We start from the raw sequence: 18,752 nt of genomic DNA, 5'->3' as shown, positions 1-18,752 counted from the left end.
TTTATCCAGGAGCACTTCAAGCCACTGTTTGTCTCAGCGGCGCCAACTTCGCCAGCTTCAACGCCACCAGCAGCGCCACGATCAGCAGCGCCACGATAAACCCGCCAATCCCGTTCCACCCGGCGTAATGCCAGAAAAACCCACCGGCCGTCCCGGCAATGCTCGACCCCGCGTAATAGCTGAACAGGTACAGCGACGAAGCCTGGCCCTTGGCTTTCAGGGCGCGGCGGCCAATCCAACTGCTGGCTACCGAGTGGGCGCCGAAGAAGCCGAAGGTGAAGATCAGCATGCCGATGATAATCAGCGCCAGCGGGCTGAACAGGGTCAGGGTGATGCCGGCGAGCATCAGCACAATCGTGGCCCACAGGACGCGGCGGCGGCCCAGGCGGTCGGCCAGCGAGCCAATCTTCGCCGAGCTGTAGATGCCCGATAGGTACACCACCGACAGCAAGCCCACCACCGCCTGGCTCAGGTCGTAGGGATCGGCCAGCAAGCGGTAGCCGATGTAGTTGAACAGCGTGACAAACGCCCCCATCAGCACGAAGGCTTCGAGAAACAGCCACGGCAGGCCGGCATCCTTGAAGTGCATGACAAAGCCATTGATCAGGTTGCGCGGCTTGAGGCTGCTGGCGCGGAAGTTGCGCGAGGGTGGCAGGATCTTCCAGAACACTGTCGCCGCAATCAGCGCCAGGGCGCCGATGATCAGCATTGCCGTGTGCCAGCTGACAAAGTCGATCAACACGCCAGTGATCAGGCGCCCGCTCATGCCGCCAATCGCGTTGCCGCCGATATACAGGCCCATGGCCAGGCCGATGTGCTGCGGGTGGATCTCTTCGCTGAGGTAGGTCATGGCCACGGCTGCCAAGCCACTAAGGGACAGGCCCAGCAACGCGCGCATCCACAGGATGCCTTCCCAGGTCGGCATCAGGCCGCTGGCGATGGTGCATACGGCTGCGCAGAACAGCGAGGTGACCATCACCGGCTTGCGCCCCAGGCGGTCGGAAATCGGCCCGGTGATCAGTAGGCCAAAGGCGAGCATCGCGGTGGAGACGGAGAGGATCAGGCTGCTCTGTGCGGCATTGATGGAAAATTCGTGGGACAGCGCCGGCATCATCGGCTGTACGCAATACAGCAGGGCAAAGGTGGCAAAGCCGCCGGAAAACAGCGCCAGCACCGTACGCATAAACATCGGCGTACCTTTTTCGATGTACGCGTCGTTGAGCTGTGCCACCACCTCATCCAGGGCGGTGGGCGGACGTTCTTGGGCAAGTGGAGCGACAGCAGCTTTCACGCGGGACCTCGGGAAGCAAAGGCAGCCAGGACTGGCCATGCAAAAAAGAATATAGCTGGCTAATGATTCTTTCCAATATATTGTTCGACCTGTTTGATAGCTTTTACGACCTAATGAGGTTTTTATGGAATTGCGCCACTTGCGCTACTTCATCGCCGTGGCTGAAGAGCTGCATTTCGGCAGGGCTGCCCAGGTCCTGGGTATCTCCCAGCCGCCCTTGAGCCAGCAGATCCAGGCGCTGGAACAGCAGGTCGGCGCGCGGCTGTTCGAGCGCACCAATCGTCGGGTCGAGCTGAGCGAGGCTGGGCGCCTGTTCCTCGTGGAAGCCCGCCTGGTGCTGGCGCAGGTCGACAAGGCTGCGGATGTGGCGCGCCGTGCGCAGTTGGGGGAGTTGGGGGAACTGAAGATTGGCTTCACTTCTTCGGCGCCGTTCAACTCCAGCATCCCACAGGCGATTTTTGCTTTTCGCCAGGCCTTCCCGGCGGTGCACCTGAACCTGCAGGAAATGAGCAGTACCGAAGTGGCGGATGCGCTGGTGGATGAGTCGATCCAGGTCGGCTTGATGCGCCCGTTGCCCTTGCCGGACTCACTGAGTGTCGTGGAGTTGATGCGTGAGCCCCTGGTGGCGGTGCTCAGTGCCGGCCATCCATTAGCGCAAGGCAGCGAACGGGGCTTGCACCTGACGCAGTTGGCTGACGAACCTTTTGTATTTTTCCCACGGGCCTATGGCAGCGGCCTGTATGCCCAATTGCTCAGCCTGGCTCGCGACGCAGGCTTTAGCCCGCATTTTGCCCAGGAGGCCGGTGAGGCCATGACCATCATCGGCCTGGTGGCGGCGGGGTTGGGGGTGTCGGTGTTGCCGGCGTCGTACCAGCGCATCCGCATCGACGGCGTGGTCTACCGCCCCTTGCTCGACCCGGAGGCGGTGACGGCGGTATGGCTGGTGCAGCGCAAGGACCAGCAGTCACCCATGGCCAAGGCGTTTGTCGAGCTGCTGACGCGTAAGGCGTTGGTGTAGCGGCGGTCACATATCAGGTAACGGAACCGATTTAGTGATTTGCCTTGGAGTTGCGCAGAATCGTTTCTTTTTCACTGAGTGACATGGATGACACTTCTCTATCAGCCCAAAGAAGGCAGCGTGTTGATTTGTGATTTTCGAGGCTATGAGGTGCCGGAAATCATCAAGATCAGACCTGTTATTGTGATACGCAGGCACAGGACCAATAAGCTGTTGGTAACGGTTGTGCCTTTAAGTACCACGGCGCCGCAGACGGTACTCGCACACCACTTGCAGCTTGAAAGCCATTTACAAGGTGCGAACCCGGTGTGCTGGGCGAAATGCGACATCGTTGCCACCGTCAGCCTTGGACGACTTGATCGAATCAAGAGTAAGGATCGGCATGGCAAACGAACTTACAAAATCGCCGAACTTTCCAGTGAGCAGTTTTTGGCTGTCAAGGCGGCGGTGCGCGGTGCACTTGGCCTTTGAGGAGTGCGTTAGCCGACAGGAGGCGTTTTGCCACGGATTGTCCTGCCCGGTATTTCAGGCATACTGACCCAGTTCCCGAAAGGGGCTTGTGAGACTCTGAGGATCCTGGAAATCCAGCCATCGCAGAGCCGGGCAGGACAAGGCGATGACAAGCCAGCCTGCTTGTGAAGAGGGCGCCGAAAGGCGCCCTTTGTCGTTTCTGGTGCTAGGTAGATGCCGGTTTTTCAGGCGCCGATCAGTTCTGCTTCGACGTCCCCGTCTCCTTGAACAACTGCGCCGCCGTGCCTGCTTGCGCTGCGCCGCTTGTGCGCAGCCCGGCCATGATGTCGCGGTCGAGCATGCTCACCCAGCGGTTGTAGTTGCGGTGGATCTTGCCGTCCTTGTAGCCCAGTTCCTGGCTGTCGCGGTAGGTGATGGCGTAGCTGGTGCCGGTGTAGCGGATGTCGATTTCGGCGGAGTAGCGGTTGCGCACGTTGATCTGGGCCTGGATCAGGCGTGGGTCGGCGCGCTGTACGGTCCAGTTGCGCTTGTCCAGGGCAGTGAGGATGCTCTGTTTCATTTTCTCTTCACTGACCTGCTCGTTGGCGGCGAGTGCGTGCTGGGTGTTGAGCACCGGCTTGCTGGTACAGCCGGCAGCGGTCAGCAGGGTCAGGGCGATAAGGGTGGCGCGTAGCAACGAAGACATTGCGTTCTCTCCAATCAATTAAAAGGCTTACTGCCAGCGGCGAAAGATCAGCGACGTGTTGACGCCGCCAAAGGCAAAGTTGTTGTTCATCACGTAGTCGTTGTGCATCTGGCGGAACTCGCCGCGCAGGTAATCCAGTTCGCCGCAGCGCGGGTCGATGTGATCGAGGTTGAAGGTCGGCACGTACTGGTCGCGGTTCATCATCTCGATGCTGAACCACGACTCCAGCGCCCCGCAGGCGCCCAGGGTATGGCCCAGGAAGCTCTTCTGCGAGCTGATGGGCATGCGGCTGCCGAACAGGCTGCTGGTGGCCAGGGTCTCGGCTATGTCGCCTTGTTCGGTGGCGGTGCCGTGGCCGTTCACGTAACCGATGGCATCCGGCGCCAGGCCGGCATCTTCGAGGGCCAGCTCCATCGCCCGGCGCATGGTGACCTGCTCGGGACGGGTGGTGTGCTGGCCGTCGGCGTTGCTGCCAAAACCGACGATCTCGGCATGGATAGGCGCACCGCGGGCCAGGGCATGTTCCAGCTCTTCAAGCACCAGCATACCGCCGCCTTCGCCGATCACCAGGCCATCGCGGCCGCTGTCGTAGGGGCGTGGGCTGGTTTGCGGCGCGTCGTTTTTCAGGCTGGTGGCGTAGAGCGCATCAAATACCATGGCTTCGGTGGGGCACAGCTCTTCGGCGCCGCCGGCGAGCATCAGCGGCAGGCGGCCGAACTTGATCGCTTCATAGGCATAGCCGATGCCCTGGCTGCCGCTGGTGCACGCGCTGGAGGTGGGGATCAGGCGCCCGGTGAGGCCAAAAAAGATGCTGATATTGGCTGCCGTGGTGTGCGGCATCATGCGCACATAGGAGTTGGCGTTCAGGCCTTCGGCCACCGAGTTGAGCAGCATATTGCCGAATGCCTTGATCTCATCGGTACTGCCGGTGGATGAGCCGCAGGCTACACCCATGCGCCCATCCTTGATCGACGCATCGCCCAGCAGGCCGGCGTCCCGCAACGCCTGCTCGGCCGCCCACACCGCCAGGCGCGAGACCCGGCCCATGCTGCGCAGTTGTTTGCGGGTCCAGTGGGCGGGCACGACAAAGTCGTCAATCGGCCCGGCCAAACGGGTGTTCAGTTCGCTGAAGCGATCCCACTCGTCCATGCGCCGGATACCGCTGCGTTGGGCGCGGAAGTTGGCGACGATGGTTTCCCAGTCGCAGCCCAGGGAGGTCATGCCGGCCATGCCGGTGACTACCACACGTTTCATCAGCACAGGCCCCCGTTCACGGCCAGGACCTGGCGGGTGATGTAGCCGGCCTCGGCCGACATCAGGAAGTTCACCGCACTGGCGACCTCTTCGGGGGTGCCCATGCGTTGCGCGGGGATCATCTTCATCAGTTCTTCCACCGGCACGTTCTCGTCGAGCATCGCCGTGTCGATCAGGCCCGGAGCCACGCAGTTGACGGTGATCTTGCGTTTGCCCAGCTCAATGGCCAGGGCCTTGGCGGCGCCGATCAAGCCGGCCTTGGACGCGCTGTAGTTGACCTGGCCACGGTTGCCGATCAGCCCCGAGACCGAGGTGATGCACACAATGCGCCCGGCCGCGCGACGCCGGATCATCGGCATCATCACCGGGTGCAGCACATTGTAGAAACCGTCGAGATTGGTGCGCATCACCACGTCCCAGTCGTCTTCCGACAGCGCCGGGAACGCGCCATCGCGGGTCAGGCCGGCGTTCAACACCACGCCGTAATAGGCGCCGTGGGCTTCTACGTCGGCTTCAAGGATCTGCTTGCAGGTGGCCCGGTCCGCCACATCGAATTGCAGCACCCGCGCCTTGCGGCCCAGGGCCTGGACTTCGACCTGTACGGCATCCGCCTCGGCGCGGCCACTGCGGCAATGCAGCACAATGTCATGGCCGGCCTGGGCCAGGCGCAGGGCGATAGCGCGGCCGATACCCCGGCTGGAGCCGGTGACCAGTACGGATTCAGTCATGACGAGTGTCCTTCGATTCAGCTAAATAGTTGGCCGCCTGGGGCGGTCGAAATACGTTCAGGCGCGCGCTGGCCTGGATCCCGTCGCCGGTCAGGTGGCACTCGAACACACCCATGCCGTTGTCGTCTTCCAGGGAGCGCAGGCCGTGGATGGTCAGTTCGGTGCCGGCAGGAAAGTGCTCGACATTGCACTCGAATTTACGGGTGCCCAGCAGGAAGCCCAACGCCACGGCTTCGCCGTTCTGGCGTGCGCGGCAGCCGGCATAGGCCGCGACGCTTTGCGCCATCAACTCGACGCCGACCCAGGCCGGCAGGCTGCCGTCAGGGCGGTTGAACAGGCCGCCGGGCTTGACGGTGGCGTGGGTGCGGATCTGCTCTTCATCGAAGGCCAGCACCTGGTCGATCAGGATCATGTCCCCGGCGTGGGGCAGCAGTTCGGCGAGTGGCCAATGGCTCATGGGGCGTCTCCGATAATCAGGCTGACGTTATTGCCACCGAAGGCAAACGAGTTGCTCATCAGGTAGCGTTTTTCCAGGGGGTCGCCGACCTTGGCCCAGCGCAGGGCGGGCAGCGCCGGGTCGGCGTGGCCGTCCCAGAGATGCGGCGCCAGCGTGCCCTCGACCAGGCTCAGCCAGCAAAACGCCGCTTCCAGCGCCCCGGCGGCGCCGAGGGTATGGCCGGTCAGTGGCTTGGTCGAGGAGCAGGCCACGCCCGCCGGAAACAGGCTGGCCACGGCCAGGCTTTCCATGGCGTCGTTATGCTGGGTGGCGGTGCCGTGCAGGTTCAGGTAACCGATCTGCGCCGGTGCTAACTTCGCGTTGGCCAGGGCCTTGCTCATCGCCTGCAATGCGCCCTTGCCACTGGGCTCCGGTGCGGAAATATGGTGCGCGTCGCAACTGGCGCCGCTGCCCAGCAGGGCGATGGGCCCTGGGGTCTTGCTCATCAGGAACAGCACCGCCGCCTCGCCGATATTGATGCCATTGCGGTTCAGCGAAAACGGGTTGCAGCGCTCGGCGGACACCGCCTCCAGCGAGGTAAAGCCATTGAGGGTCAGCTTGCACAGGCTGTCGACCCCGCCGCACAGCACCGCATCGCACAGGCCCAGGTCCAGCAGGCGGCGTGCGCTCATCATTGCGCGGGCGCTGGAGGTGCAGGCCGTGGAAATCACATAGGCCGGGCCGCTCAGTTGCAGCCAGTCGGCGAGGAAGTTGGCCGGGGCGCCGAGTTCCTGTTGCCGGTAGTCATAATCGTCAGGGAAGTGCCCTTCTTGCAGATAGTGGGCAATGCCGCGGCTGGCTTCATCGATGCCCGAGGTGCTGGTGCCCAGCACAATCCCGATGCGCGCGGCGCCAAAGGTGTGGATCGCCTGCCGGATCGGGCCTTCGATCTGCAAGGCGGCCTCCAGCAGCAACTGGTTATTGCGACTGCTTTGTTGCGCCAGGTGCGGCGGCAGCGGTGCCAGCTCGCCAGGCACGCTGCCCACCGGCAGTACCCGCTCGGGCACCCAGCCACTCTCGGCGCGCATGCCCGAGCTATCCCCGGCAAACAGGTTGCGCCGCACTTGCTGCTGGCCACGGCCCAGGGCGCAGATGATCCCCAGGGCATTGAGGTAGGCGGTCATGGGCTGCTCTCAAGCGCGCTGACGCGGTAGTTCAGGTGCTGGCCCGGCATGTTCACGCTGAAGATCAAGGGCGCGCGGTAGATCCCCTGCCAGTGCGGCTTGAGGGCCCGCCCGCCATCGTCTTCACGGGCTTGGGGGTAGTTGCCGGGCAGCTCGGCGGCGGGTGTCAAAGCAAATAGCAAGGCGGCAAACAACTCGCGGGCCTGGGGGTTGGGCGGCAGCAGGCCATCTGCCTGCCAAGCCCCGGCCACCAGCTTTTGCCGGGCCAGGGGGATGCCCAGCGGGTCCAGCAGCGACCAGCGCAAGGCCTGGCCTTCGCGCTGGATCACCAGCAACCAGTCCTGGCGCTGGCCATCCTGCTCGCGCTCGATATGCAATTGCAGGGGCAAGGCCAGGCTTGGCGTATGCACCGGCAGCGGCGGCTGGCTGGCGCAGGCGGCCAGCAGCAACAGGCAGCCGATCAACAGCGCGCGGATCATGCTGGCGGGCCTGCGAGGGGCTTGCGCGCAACCACATTCACCAGGGTCTCTTCACGTTGGCCAAACGGCTTGGGCTGGCGCAGGCCCCAACGCTCCAGCAGGCCGAAGTCTGCCGAGCGGCTCCACCACAGGTACGGGTACGACACGTTCTGCGGGCCAAACTCGAAACCCTGGTCGCGGATCATCTCCAGGTACTCATCGGCACTTTTCTGCACCTGCATCGGGTGGCGGAACAGCCAGCGAATTACCCAAGTGTCGATGTAGGCTTCGGTGGACTCGGCAAACAGCAGGTAGCCGCCGGGCTTGAGCACCCGATAGAACTCGGTCAGTGCCCGCTGTTGCTCCACCAGGTGGTGGAAGGTCTGGTGGCAGAACAGGATATCGACACTTTCATCGGCCACCTTGAGGGTCGCGCAATCGCTGCCGATCAGCTCGATCGCTATGCCCTGGCGCGCCGCTTCGGCACGGCTCAGGTCGAGGCTGTGCGGGTCGGCGTCCAGGCCGATCAGGCGCTTGGGGGCGAATACCTGCTGCAAATAGCCGAACGATTTGCCCTGGCCACAACCTGCATCCAGCAGCACCGGGGCCTCGGGCAGTGGCGCGCTGAACAGGCTGCGCAGGTCCTTGATGGCCACGCGCAGTACGTGATGCTGCCAGGTGTGGCTGCGCAGGAACCAGAAGCCGAACTTGGTTTCTTCGACGTAGTTTTTGCTCAAGTACTCTTTTGACACAGGTGGGCTGCTCATAGGTTTTCCCCGGCACAGATTTCCGAGAGCATCCGCAAGCGGCGCTTGGGTTCGCTGACAAAGGGGTTGCGCTCGTCCCAGGCATAACCGGCGAGGATCGAGCTGATCATGCGGCGGATTTCCGGCGAACTGCCTGGGTGGTAGATCACATCCTGGAACGTGCCGGCGTACCAACCTTCGACATAGCAGCGGAACGTATCGACCCCACGTTTGAGCGGCTCGGCGAACTCGGTCTGCCAGTCCACCCTTTGGCCCTTGAGCTGGCGGTGCAGCAGCCCTGCGGCCATGCTGGCCGAGCGCATGGCGATGGTCACGCCGGAGGAGAACACCGGGTCGAGGAACTCCGCCGCATTGCCCAACAGCGCAAAGCCCGGGCCATGCAGGGTGGTGACGTTGGCCGAGTAGCCGCCGATGGTCCGCGCCGGGGTGTCCCAGACCGCGTTCGCCAGCACCTTGGACAGGCTCGGGGTTTGCTCGATAAAACCGCGCAGGCAGGCATCCAGATCCCCATCGCAACCGTCGAAATGCTCCTTGGCCGCGACTACGCCCACCGAGCAGCGCCCATTGCTGAACGGGATGGTCCAGAACCAGATATCGCGCTGGGTCGGGTGGGTGGTGATGAGGATCTTGCTGCGGTCGAAGCCCGGATGTTCGATGCGGTCCTCGACGTGGGTGAACACCGCCTGGCGCAACGGGAAGTTCGACGGCGCTTCGAGGTTCAGCAGGCGTGGCAGCACGCGGCCGTAACCGCTGGCGTCGAGGACGAAGCCGGCCTTGATATGGTATTCGCGGCCATTTTCGCGGCGTACATGCAGGTAGCGGTGGCCAGCGACAAAATCCACCCCGACCAGGGTCTGGCCATACCGGATCTCCACGCCTTGCAACGCCGCCTGATCGGCCAGCAACTTGTCGAAATCGGCGCGCTGGACCTGGAAGGTGGTGGGCTTGCCATCGCTGAACGTGTCGCTGAAATCAAAGGCACTGTAGCGCTCGCCCCAGGCAAACGCGGCGCCGGTTTTCAGCTGGAAGCCGGCGGCGTTGACCGCCTCGAGCATGCCGGCTTCTTCGATAAAGTCGATGCAGTGGGACAACAGGCTCTCGCCGATGGAAAAGCGCGGGAAGTGCTGGCGCTCGATGATCAACACATCATGCCCGTTACGCTTGAGCAACGCGGCCGCAATGGCGCCGGACGGGCCGGCACCGATCACCACGACCTGGCGACGTTCCATTTCAACTGTGGGCACTGTGGCTCCTTGCCGGGTTGGCAATCATCAGGTTCGACTCAATAAAATTCGTGGGCATCATTGCGTGTGCTCCTGGCGGCCGGCCCACGGCGCCAGCATAAAGCTGAAGGCCAGGCCCAGGCTGACCGACAGGCCGAAGTTACTCACTGCCGGCGTACTGGAAACGGCCAGCAGGCCAAAGGACAGCCAGGTGGTGACGGCGGCCAGCAAGGTCCCCAGAAGACTGACAGCGGCACCGCCGATCTGTTCGCGCATGAGGATCGCATAATCGACGCTGATGGCCGTCACCAGCAGCAGGCCAAACAGGCTGAACAGGGTCAACGGCTGCCCCAGCCAACCGAGGCTGGCCAGGCTGCACAGGGCGGCCAGCAGCGGCAGGGCGACAATCCGCAGCGCGCCGCCCAGGCCGAAGGGCAGGATCAGCAACAAGACAATCAGTACACAGGACAATAATTTCAATTCGGCGGCGCTGACCTGGGTCGCGGCAAATACCTGGTTCAAGTCGCCAAGGCGATCCACCAGTTGCACGCCCGGCAGGTCCAGGGCCTGGATACGCAGCAGCGCCGGGTTGTTCAGGCCTTGCAGGCTGACCATCGCCGCCACGCCGCCGTCCACCTTGCCCAGCCACAACAGGCGCCACGGTTCGGCCAATGGGCCGGCCAGGGCGGCGTCGATGTCGGCGGTGGGCAGCGCCTGCAACTGCGCCACCTCCGCTTGCAAGGCACTGGCGGGGATGCCGAGGTCGAGCAGCGGTTGCCACAGCGCCGGCAGTTGCTTCAGGGCCTCGCGCACGTGTTGCTGTTCGCCGGGCGTGCTGACCAGTTGATTGAGCGCCAGGTAGCCCTGCAGCTTGTCCAGGTGCACCAGTTGATCCAGGCGCTGGCTCAACGCAGCCTGGCGCTCCAGTAACTGTTGTTGAGTGTCCGCCCGCACCAGGAAGAACTGGCTGGTGGGTTGGTAGCCGGTAATCCGTGCAATGGCCTGGGCTTCTTGCAGCAACTGCGGCGGTGCGCCGATCCACTGGCGAATATCGTTCTTGCTGTTCAACTGCCACAGGCCGCCGGCGCAGAACAGCAGGGCCAGCACCAGCAGCGCCTGGCTCGGCAGGCGCTTGAGCAAGGATTCACGTACCCCCAGCAGGAACTCGGCGACCCGCAGCGGCCATTGCGCTGGGCGCAGGTCCAGGCCGTTGAGCAGCGCCGGCAACAGGCATACCGCCGACAGGTAGGCGCCCACCAGCCCAGCGGCGGAGAACACGGCGATCTGGGTCAGCGCCGGGAATGGCGTCCAGGCCAGGGCCAGGTAGCCGATGCAACTGGTGGCCAGGCTCAGGCTCAGGCCCGGCAGGGTCAGGCGCAAGGCTGGCCAGCTGCGCCAGGGTTGCAGGCTCCAGCTCTTGGACAGGTAATGCAGCGGGTAGTCGACGGCCACGCCGATCAGGCTCGCGCCCAGCACCAGGGTCATCACATGCATATGGCCGAACAGCGCCACGCAGGCCACCGCGCCAAACAGCATGCCCACCAGCACCGGGACAAAGGCCAGCAACACGCGCCAACGACGGAACGCCAGCAGCAACAGCAACAGAATCCCTACCGTTGCGCCGCCGCCGACCCAGGTCATCTCGCGGCTGGCCTGTTGTTGGCCGTTGGCCGCGTACAGCAGGCCGCTGGCGGCGAGCAGTTGCACGCCCTGCTGGCTGGCCTGTTCGCGGCTCGCTTGCAGCAGGTCGGCGACTTGCAGCGGCAGCTTCATATCAAAGGCGTTGCCCTGGGTACGCGCACGCAGCAGCACCCAGCTTTTGCCGTCGGCATCGGCGATCAAGGCGCCGCTGCCGATATCCAGCTGCACCGCGCCATGTTGCGGCTGGCTGTTCTGGATGCGTCCGGTCAGGCCCAGCCAATCGTCCTGGCTCGACACCAGGCTGAAGCCGGTAAAGGGGTCGAACAGTGCCTGCACCCGCTGCGCGATAAATGCCGCAGGCTCGCTGGCCAACTGCTCACGGTCCTTGGCCGATAGCATCGCCAGGCGCCCTTGCAGCAATTGCTGGCGCAGGGCTGGCAGGTCGGCTTGTAGGGTCCAGGTGACCTGTTCAAACAGGCCGCTGGCCTGCCACTGCGTGCCGAGTTGTTGGGCCATGCTCAGTGCCTGCTGGCGGTCGGCATGCCCGACCAGCACCAACATCTCGCGGTTCAGCGGTTCTTGCATGCGTTGCTCGGCCGCCAGTTCCAGAGCGTCCGGGGTGTTACCCGGCACCAGGTCCATCAGGTTGGCCGACAACGGTGCGCCATGGCGCCATTGCCAGCCGGCCAGGGCCAGCACGGCCACCAGCAGGATCAGGAACAGGCGCGGCAACCAACGCTCACTGGGCAAAGTCGTGTTGCTCCGCGTCGCTCAAGGGTTGCGTGCTGGTGCTGTCTTGCATGCGCAACAGGGTGCTGTCGCCCTGGGTTTCCAGCAGCTCGATGGTGTGCACCAACTCGCCGCCGTCGATATTGATCTGGGTGAACACTTGCTTGAGCAGCAGCGAGCGGGGGATCAGCGTGAGTTTCCAGGCCTTGGCCTCGCCTTGCAGCTGCAACTCGAAGTCGCGCTGCAAGCCGCTGCTGTCGCCTTGCAGCACGGCGAGGAACAAACGGTTCTGCTCGGCGCCGGCGCTTTTGTTCGGCAGCGGTTGCCAACCGTTGGCATCACGCCGGGCAATGCCCTGGGCGTTGATGCGGTAGTCCTGTTGCAGCGGGGTTTTCAGCAGCCAGAGCAGGCCGTGGTCCCGGGCCAATACGAAGGTGCCCTTGCTGGTCAGCGGCTGGGGCAGGGCGCGCAGGTGTTTTTCCTGGATGAAGTTGCCGTGGATCACCGTGGGTTTGGCCAACTGATCGCTCAGTTGTTGCAAGTCGAAGGCATAAGCCCCAACGCTCAGCAACAACCCAACTCCTGTAGGCGCGAGCTTGCTCGCGAAAAACCCGAGGACGCCGCGCAGTGTCAGGCACCCCGCGTTATTGTTGGCGACCATCGCGGGCAAGCTCAGCATTCCAGAGCCCTTTCGACGGCGGTGGTGAACACGGCGGGTGAGGCCAGTTGCATCTCGCGGCTGGCAATCTCGACCGCCACTTGCACAGTGCTGGCGCGGGTCAGGCGTTCGCCGCTGGCCAGGTCGGTGATCAGGTAGTTGACCTTCAAGCGGTTCTCCCACTCCACCAGGCTGGCGCGCACATTGAGGGTCTGGCCAAAGGTGGCGCCCCGCACGTAGCGCAGTTGCAGGTCGATCACCGGCCACGCATAGCCGGATTCGAGCATTGCCGTGTAGTTGTGGCCGAGCTTGTCGAGCAACGCGCAGCGGGCGATTTCCAGGTATTTCACGTAGTGGCCGTGCCAGACCACGTTCATCGTGTCGATGTCGAAGAAGGGCACGAGGATTTCAGTGTCGCAATGCAACACGCCGGGGCTACGCATGCAGCCTCCAGTGTTGCGCGGCGATGCGTTGCAGGCACAGGCGCAGTTCGCCTTCCAGGGCGCGGTCTTCAATCACCGGCGGGAAGTCCTTAGCCAGCTCGCTGTGCATCGCGGCCAGGGCCGGCGGCAACGGCCTGGCATCCGTGACCTGGGCGCGCAACCACACGCCCTGGTTGGCCGCGAGCAAGGTGGCGGCGGCCACCTGTTCGGTCAGCTCCAGCACGCGGATCGCATCGCGGGCGGCGATCGTACCCATGCTCACCTTGTCCTGGTTGTGGCACTCGGTGGAGCGTGAAAACACGCTGGCCGGCATCGTATTTTTCAACGCTTCGGCGGTCCAGGCGCTGGTGCCGATCTGCACCGCCTTGAAGCCGTGGTTGATCATCGCACGGTCCGCCGGGGCGCCCGACAGGTTGCTCGGCAAGCCATGGTTGTAGCGCTCGTCCACCAGCAGCGCCAATTGCCGGTCGAGCAGGTCGGCGACGTTGGCCACCAGGTTTTTCAGGCTGTCCATGGCAAAGGCGATATGCCCGCCGTAGAAGTGCCCGCCGTGCAGCACGCGCTCGGCCTCGGCGTCGATGATCGGGTTGTCGTTGGCGCTGTTGAGTTCGATCTCGATAAACGAGCGCAGCCAGTTCAGGCTGTCGGCCAGCACGCCGAGAACGTGGGGCGCGCAGCGCAGCGAGTAGCGGTCCTGCAAACGGTGCAGCGGCGCGGTCGGGGCGTCGATGGCCAGGTCCTTGCGCAACCAGGCCGCCACCTGCATCTGCCCGGGGTGCGGCTTGGCGGCGAACAGGCGTTCGTCGAAGTGCTCCGGGTTGCCTTGCAGCGCCACCACGTTCAACGCGGTGATGCGCGTGGCCAGTTGCAGCAGGTAGTCGGCGCGGGCGAAGGCCAGGCAAGCCAGGCCGGTCATCACCGCGGTGCCGTTCATCAGCGCCAGGGCTTCCTTGGGCCGCAGCACCAGCGGCGTCCAGCCCAGTTCGCGATGGACATCGGCGGCCTGGCGGCGCTCGCCACGAAACAGCACTTCACGTTCGCCGGACAAGGTCGCGGCCACGTACGACAGCGGCGTCAGATCGCCGCTGGCGCCCACCGAGCCCTCTTCGGGGATCAGCGGCAGGATGTCGTGTTCAAGGAACGCATGCAGGCGCTCCAGCAGTTCAACCCGCACCCCGGACACGCCATGGCACAGCGACTGCAAGCGTGCCGCCAGCACTGCACGGGTGGCCTGGGCGTCGAGCAACTTGCCCAGGCCGCAGCCGTGGAAGGTGTACAGGTGACGCGGCAAGGCCTCGACATGCTGCAACGGCACCGCCACCACGCACGAGTCGCCGTAGCCGGTGGTGACGCCGTAGATCACGCCTTCCTTGTCCAGCAGCGAATCGAGGAACTGCGCGCCCTTGGCGATGCGCTGGCGGTACCCGGCGTCGTCTTGCAGGCGGGTGGGCGCCTGACGGTTGGCCAGGGCCAGCACGTCTTCGATGCGCAAAGGGAGTTCGCCGAAGGTTACCGGCTCAAGCAGATGCGTCGTCATCGGTCTTCCAGAAAGGGTAAAAGTTGAACCATTGTTGGGGCGCTTGCAGGCAGAACTGGCCCAGGCGTGCGGCGTAGCGCGCGGCCCAGTGGGCGATCACCTGCTGGCGGTCGCTGCGTTTCCATTCGATCAATGGGGCGAAGGGCTCGATGATCAGCCGATAGCGCCCCTGCTGTTTGAGACACATCAGCAGGTTGACCGGGCATTTGAGCAGGCCGGCCAGCAGCCAGGGGCCCTGGGGGAAGGCCGCGCTGTGGCCGAGAAAGTCCACGCGCACCGTGCGCCCGCCATGCAGGGGGATGCGGTCGCCGGCAATCGCCAGCCATTCACCGTCGTCCAGGCGCTGGCTGAGCAGCAGCATCACCGCCGGGTCCAGTTCGCTGACCTGGATCAGCCGCAGGTTGCTCGCCCCGGCCTCGCCCAGCAGGCGGTTGAACTGTTCGGCGTGCTTGGTGTGCACCAGCACATTCATGGTGACTTTCTCGCCCAGCTCCGCCAGGGCCCGGCACACTTCCAGGTTGCCCAGGTGCGCGCCCACCAGCATCTGCCCGCGCTCGCCGCGCAGTTGCCCGCGCAGTTGGGCCGGGTCGATGATTTCGATCTGTTCCAGGCGCAGCTTGCCGTTCCACACGTCGAGCTTGTCCAGCAAGGCGTCGGCGAAGGCCATGAACTGGCCGAAGACCCGGGTGTGGCTGGGGCGCAGGTCGTCGCGCCCGCTCCAGTCGGCCAGGCGCTGCTGGTATTGCCAGATGCTCCGGCGCGCGGCGCGGCCAAACAGGAAAAAGTACAGGACGATGCCATACAGCAGTGGGCTCAATACCCGGCGTCCAAGGACTTTGGCGGCGAACGCGGTGAGTTTCATCAGCCAGAAACTGCCGCGCTCCTGGCGGTCGGCCCAATGCCGGGTGTTTTCGCTCATGCCTGCCACCGTCGCCAGAGGATCAGCGGTGCGCGCAGCAACATGCCGAAGAACAGCCGGGTATGCATGGATGAAATCAGCAGGTTGTCGCGGACCAGGCGAAAGTGCGACAGGCCGTCGGCCGGGTAATGCACCTGGGTCGGCAGCCAGCGCATCGGCTGGTTGCGCCATGACAGGCGCACGATGATGTCGGAGTCGAAATCCATGCGCTTGCCGATCCGCGCCGAGTCCATCAAGGCCAGCACCGGTGCCAGGGGGTAGAGGCGAAAGCCACACATCGAATCGCGGATCTGCAGCGACAGGCTGTTGATCCACACCCAGACGTGGGTCAGGTAACGCGCATAGAGGCGGCCCTTGGGCACGCTGTCGTCGTATTCGGGGTAGCCGCAGATCACCGCGTCGGGGTGGGTGCGTGAGGCGTCGAGAAACAGCGCGACTTCGCGCAGGTCGTGCTGGCCGTCGGCGTCCACTTGCAGGGCGTGGGTGAAGCCCAGGCGTGCGGCTTCGCGAAAGCCGGCCATCACTGCCGCGCCCTTGCCTTGATTGACGGGCAGGGTCAGCAGCGACACGTTATCCAGGTTTGCCAGTTGCGCCAGCACGGCGGCGCAGGCCGGGCTGCTGCCATCGTCCACCAGCAGGCAGGGCAGGCCGTGGTCCAACAGGCTGCGGACCACGGCGGGCACGGCGGCTTCATGGTTGTAGACCGGGATCAGGGCGCAGGGGTTATGCATGGTGGTGGACACCTGATGGACCGAGTTGCCTGCATCGCAGGCAAGCCAGCTCCCACCCAATGTGGGAGCGGGCTTGCCCGCGATTGAGCGCGCAGCGCTCACCCAGCCTATGCATGGGAGCTCTCCAGCAAAATCCGCCCGCTGGAACACGCCGCACTGTCATTGCGATAGGCGAAATACAACTTGCCCCGCTCGCGATCAAAGCGCAGGTGCAACTCGACCCCATCGCCTGGGCGCACCAGTTGCTGGAACTTGAGCACTTCCATACCGGCAAAGCTCGCTGGTAGGTCGAGCAATTGCTGGCCCAGATTGAACGCCCACTCCACCTGCACCACTCCCGGCAACACCGGGGTGTGGGGGAAATGGCCACTGAAGTAGGCCAGGTCCGGCGGGATGCTCAACTGCAGGGTCCATTCGCCGTCCGTCTCGACTTGCGCCAGGACTTCCGGCGCCTTGGGGCGCGGCGCCAGCAGCAGGGCTTCGACCTCGGCCTGGGGCAGTTTGCCCTGGGGGTTGAGCGGCAACTGCCGCACCAGGCGCCAGCGGCGGGGCAGGGCCAGGGCTTCGCAATGCTGGCCCAGGTGCTGGCGCAGGGCTTGGGTGACGCTGCGCCGGCCTTGGTTGCGCAGGGCGTGCAGGCCGTCGCCACTGAGCACCACCAGGGCGCCGAGGGAGGCGCGGTTTTCCTGGACCACGCCCAGGCGCGCTTCGGCGACCCAGGCGTGACTGGCCAGGGCTTGTTCGAGCATGGGCAGGGAGATGCGTTTTTCTTCCAGCTTGACGATCCGGTCCAGGCGCCCGAGCAGCTCAAAGCGGCCATCGGCGTGGATCTGCGCGGCGTCGGCCGTCTGCTCCACATGCCCGGCCGGCAGGTACGGCGAGGCAATGCGTAGGGCGCCATCGGCATCCTGAGTCAGGCGCACATCGGCAAACGGTTGCCACGGTGCCTGGCCCTGGCGCCAGGCTATGCCGCCGGTTTCCGAGCTGCCGAGGATCTCCGTCGGCCACTGTTGCAGGCGTTGGTGCAGGCTGTCGGCCGCGTCAGTGGGCAATGCACCGCCGGAGGAGAACACCCGCTTGACCGCACTCAGGGCAGCCCAGTCGAGGTTATCGCCCATGCGCTTGAGCAGGGCCGGGCTGGCCACCCAGGCAAAGTGTGGGTGCTGGCGGCTGACGCGCTGCAAGTCTTCGGGGAACGGCAGTTGCTCGCGCACAAAGGCGCGGCCGGCGCACAGCGGCCACAGCACGCGGAACAGCAGGCCGTAGATATGCTGGGTGGCGACGCTGCCGATGATGCAGGCCTGGCCCAGGTCGGCGCCCCATAAGGCTTCCAGGGCCTGCACCTCATTGGCCAGTTGGCGCAGGGTCTTGTCGATGCGCTTGGGTTCGCCGCTGGAGCCGGAGGTGCACAGGCCCAGTTGGCAGGTATCCAGGTCGAGGGCGGCGGCGGCAAGGGGTGGCTGGTAGAGCGCATCCAGGTCGCCCGCTTCGGTCAGCCAGGCGTCAACATCTGCGGCCCAGCGTTGGCGGGTCTGGGGTTGCAGGTCGGCGGGTAGCAACACGCTGACCCCGGCGCGCCAGGCGCCCAGCAGGGCAATCGCCAGCTCGCCGGCGTCGTTCAGGTGCACCGCCAGGCGCTGGATGCCACGGGCTTGCAGCCCGGCCGCCAGGCTCAGGGCCCGTTCGCACAGTTGTGCGTGGTTCATCGCCGGTTCAGTGGTGACCGAACGCAGTTGCACAGGCTCAAGCAACAGGTGCTCAAGATTGACCCAATTCATACGCGGCCTCGAACCCTTTGTCGTACCAGCCATTCCACGGCAAACAACAAACCCATCAACCCATAGGCGATCAGGCCGTTGTACAACATCCACCAGCTCAGCGGTGCCCACAGGGTGAGCGCGGCGGCGAGCAGGCCGTTACACAAGAAAAACACACTCCATGCCACGGTGACCTGGCGCGTGTACGCAATGGCCTTCTCGGGCAACTGCGGATCGCTCAGGCGCGCCAGGCGTTCGACCATCGGCGGGCCGTACTTCAGGCTCAGGCCGAACAGCGCCAGCATGAAGATGCTGACCAGGCTTGGGTACCAGCGCAGCCACTGTGGGTTGTCGAACCAGGCCAGCAGCAGGCAAAACACAATCGCTACCACGGCCATCCAGCCACTGCCGGGGCGTCGCGGGCCGGTCAGCGCGCGCAGCAGCCACAGGCTGGCCAGCAGCAGGCCGAATTGCCACGGGGCGAAATGCTCCGTGCCGTAATACACCGCGAAAGGGTACAGCAGCCCGACCAGCAACAGGCCAAGGCCGATCAGCCGGCTCATGCGGCCGGTTGGACCAGACGGTAGACCGCCTCGACCACGTCATTGACCGTACGCACGGCCTTGAACTCTTCGGCGGCGATTTTCTTGCCGGTCTGGCGCTTGATATGGTCGATCAGGTCCACCGCGTCGATGCTGTCGATTTCCAGGTCCTGGTACAGGTTGGCGTCGAGGGTGACCTGCGCCGGCTCCAGTTCAAACAACTCCACCAGGGCGTCGCGCAGGGTGTTGAAGATATCGTCACGAGTTTGCATGGTCGGGT

20 protein-coding genes are annotated in these 18,752 nt (G+C 64.5%); 2 read left to right on the top strand and 18 right to left on the bottom strand.

Features of this window, described 5'->3' with window-relative positions; all coding sequences use genetic code 11:
• Window positions 1-16 precede the first annotated feature (16 nt).
• Window positions 17-1,291, bottom strand: coding sequence for an MFS transporter (locus tag AO268_RS15775; protein WP_099169212.1), 1,275 nt, complete (start codon window positions 1,289-1,291; stop codon window positions 17-19).
• Window positions 1,292-1,415: 124 nt separating this feature from the next.
• On the opposite strand from AO268_RS15775, the gene AO268_RS15770 reads away from it, so the two are divergent.
• Both AO268_RS15770 and AO268_RS15765 read left to right on the top strand, forming a co-directional pair.
• Complete coding sequence (locus AO268_RS15770) at window positions 1,416-2,309, top strand: LysR family transcriptional regulator (RefSeq protein ID WP_099169211.1); 894 nt, start codon at window positions 1,416-1,418, stop codon at window positions 2,307-2,309.
• Between the two features lie 87 nt (window positions 2,310-2,396).
• Window positions 2,397-2,780, top strand: coding sequence for a type II toxin-antitoxin system PemK/MazF family toxin (locus AO268_RS15765; protein ID WP_076961732.1), 384 nt, complete (start codon window positions 2,397-2,399; stop codon window positions 2,778-2,780).
• 235 nt (window positions 2,781-3,015) lie between these two features.
• Here the strand turns inward: AO268_RS15765 and AO268_RS15760 are convergent, their stop codons facing one another.
• From AO268_RS15760 to AO268_RS15680, 17 genes are all read right to left on the bottom strand, one after another.
• Entirely contained in the window at window positions 3,016-3,465 is a 450-nt protein-coding gene (locus tag AO268_RS15760; protein ID WP_076961733.1) for a hypothetical protein, read from the bottom strand.
• Between the two features lie 27 nt (window positions 3,466-3,492).
• Window positions 3,493-4,719: a beta-ketoacyl-ACP synthase gene (locus AO268_RS15755; protein WP_099169354.1), complete on the bottom strand. Its 1,227-nt coding sequence runs from the start codon at window positions 4,717-4,719 to the stop codon at window positions 3,493-3,495.
• On the bottom strand, window positions 4,719-5,447 hold the full coding sequence (gene fabG, locus AO268_RS15750) for a 3-oxoacyl-ACP reductase FabG (RefSeq protein WP_076961735.1): 729 nt from the start codon (window positions 5,445-5,447) through the stop codon (window positions 4,719-4,721). Before fabG ends, AO268_RS15755 begins: the two co-directional genes overlap by 1 nt.
• On the bottom strand, window positions 5,440-5,904 hold the full coding sequence (locus AO268_RS15745) for an ApeP family dehydratase (RefSeq protein ID WP_076961736.1): 465 nt from the start codon (window positions 5,902-5,904) through the stop codon (window positions 5,440-5,442). Before AO268_RS15745 ends, fabG begins: the two co-directional genes overlap by 8 nt.
• Entirely contained in the window at window positions 5,901-7,067 is a 1,167-nt protein-coding gene (locus tag AO268_RS15740) for a beta-ketoacyl-[acyl-carrier-protein] synthase family protein (protein ID WP_076961737.1), read from the bottom strand. Before AO268_RS15740 ends, AO268_RS15745 begins: the two co-directional genes overlap by 4 nt.
• Window positions 7,064-7,546, bottom strand: coding sequence for a DUF3261 domain-containing protein (locus tag AO268_RS15735; protein WP_099169210.1), 483 nt, complete (start codon window positions 7,544-7,546; stop codon window positions 7,064-7,066). Before AO268_RS15735 ends, AO268_RS15740 begins: the two co-directional genes overlap by 4 nt.
• The gene (locus AO268_RS15730) at window positions 7,543-8,277 is read right to left on the bottom strand and encodes a class I SAM-dependent methyltransferase (protein WP_176561382.1); all 735 of its coding nucleotides are present in this window, start codon (window positions 8,275-8,277) and stop codon (window positions 7,543-7,545) included. Before AO268_RS15730 ends, AO268_RS15735 begins: the two co-directional genes overlap by 4 nt.
• An 11-nt stretch (window positions 8,278-8,288) precedes the next feature.
• Window positions 8,289-9,536 carry an NAD(P)/FAD-dependent oxidoreductase gene (locus AO268_RS15725; protein ID WP_257154402.1) on the bottom strand — a complete coding sequence of 416 codons (1,248 nt, stop codon included), beginning with the start codon at window positions 9,534-9,536 and terminating at the stop codon, window positions 8,289-8,291.
• Between the two features lie 57 nt (window positions 9,537-9,593).
• Complete coding sequence (locus tag AO268_RS15720) at window positions 9,594-11,906, bottom strand: MMPL family transporter (RefSeq protein WP_099169207.1); 2,313 nt, start codon at window positions 11,904-11,906, stop codon at window positions 9,594-9,596.
• Window positions 11,896-12,546, bottom strand: a complete 651-nt coding sequence (locus tag AO268_RS15715) for an outer membrane lipoprotein carrier protein LolA (protein WP_099169353.1) — start codon at window positions 12,544-12,546, stop codon at window positions 11,896-11,898. The genes AO268_RS15720 and AO268_RS15715 overlap by 11 nt, the downstream gene beginning before the upstream one ends.
• 11 nt (window positions 12,547-12,557) lie before the next feature.
• Complete coding sequence (locus AO268_RS15710) at window positions 12,558-12,986, bottom strand: acyl-CoA thioesterase (protein ID WP_099169206.1); 429 nt, start codon at window positions 12,984-12,986, stop codon at window positions 12,558-12,560.
• Window positions 12,979-14,523, bottom strand: a complete 1,545-nt coding sequence (locus tag AO268_RS15705; protein WP_076961744.1) for an HAL/PAL/TAL family ammonia-lyase — start codon at window positions 14,521-14,523, stop codon at window positions 12,979-12,981. Before AO268_RS15705 ends, AO268_RS15710 begins: the two co-directional genes overlap by 8 nt.
• Entirely contained in the window at window positions 14,504-15,442 is a 939-nt protein-coding gene (locus AO268_RS15700) for an LpxL/LpxP family acyltransferase (protein ID WP_099169205.1), read from the bottom strand. Before AO268_RS15700 ends, AO268_RS15705 begins: the two co-directional genes overlap by 20 nt.
• Window positions 15,439-16,173, bottom strand: coding sequence for a glycosyltransferase family 2 protein (locus AO268_RS15695; protein ID WP_076961746.1), 735 nt, complete (start codon window positions 16,171-16,173; stop codon window positions 15,439-15,441). Before AO268_RS15695 ends, AO268_RS15700 begins: the two co-directional genes overlap by 4 nt.
• A gap of 107 nt (window positions 16,174-16,280) precedes the next feature.
• On the bottom strand, window positions 16,281-17,951 hold the full coding sequence (locus AO268_RS15690) for an acyl-CoA synthetase family protein (protein ID WP_076961747.1): 1,671 nt from the start codon (window positions 17,949-17,951) through the stop codon (window positions 16,281-16,283).
• Entirely contained in the window at window positions 17,948-18,493 is a 546-nt protein-coding gene (locus AO268_RS15685; RefSeq protein ID WP_099169204.1) for a hypothetical protein, read from the bottom strand. Before AO268_RS15685 ends, AO268_RS15690 begins: the two co-directional genes overlap by 4 nt.
• Window positions 18,490-18,744, bottom strand: coding sequence for an acyl carrier protein (locus tag AO268_RS15680; RefSeq protein WP_076961749.1), 255 nt, complete (start codon window positions 18,742-18,744; stop codon window positions 18,490-18,492). Before AO268_RS15680 ends, AO268_RS15685 begins: the two co-directional genes overlap by 4 nt.
• Window positions 18,745-18,752: the final 8 nt, after the last annotated feature.

The sequence above is a fragment of the Pseudomonas sp. ICMP 8385 genome (genome assembly GCF_002699915.1).
GTDB lineage: Bacteria > Pseudomonadota > Gammaproteobacteria > Pseudomonadales > Pseudomonadaceae > Aquipseudomonas > Aquipseudomonas gessardii.
Note: the sequence above shows the minus strand (reverse complement) of the source record. Positions and strands in the feature narration are given on the sequence as shown.